Annotated in this window: 1 pseudogene; it reads right to left on the bottom strand. The window is 53.2% G+C overall.

Annotated elements, in window-relative coordinates:
* Positions 1-576, bottom strand: a pseudogene (gene dcuB, locus E0L35_RS25410) (anaerobic C4-dicarboxylate transporter DcuB); the annotation flags it as partial.
* Between the last annotated feature and the right edge of the window lies 1 nt (position 577).

Raw genomic sequence — 577 nt, 5'->3', positions numbered from 1 at the left:
CTCTTCGTCTTTATCCAGATCTTTACCGCGGAACCAGCTGAAGATACCGATCGCCAGGATACCGATTAACGTCGATGGAATGGTGATTGCCAGCAGATCGAGGAACTCAAGATGGCGGCCATCAAAGGTGACATTACCCAGCATCGCAACCAGAGACACGACCGCAACCGATACCGGACTGGCGATAATCCCCATCTGTGCACCGATAGAACTTGCCGCCATCGGACGTTCCGGACGGATGTTGTTCTTAATGGCGACGTCGTAGATGATCGGCAGAATGGTGTAAACCACATGACCCGTACCGCAAAGAATGGTCAGTGTACAGGTCACAAACGGCGCGACAATTGAGACATATTTCGGGTTGCGGCGCAGCAGCTTCTCGGCAATTTGCAGCATGACATCAAGACCGCCCGAAGCTTGCAAGGTCGCCGATGCCGCCACCACCGCGATGATAACCAGCATGACATCAACCGGTGGTTTACCTGGCTGAAGGTGGAAGACGAAGACCAGAATGACCAGACCGATACCGCCTAATAAACCCAGCGCGATACCACCCTTTCTGGCACCATAAAACAGA

This window comes from Halomonas sp. ATBC28 (assembly GCF_005937175.1).
GTDB classification, from domain to species: Bacteria; Pseudomonadota; Gammaproteobacteria; order Pseudomonadales; family Halomonadaceae; genus Vreelandella; species Vreelandella titanicae.
The sequence above is the reverse complement of the archived record's forward strand: the minus strand, read 5'-3'. Positions and strand labels throughout refer to the sequence as shown.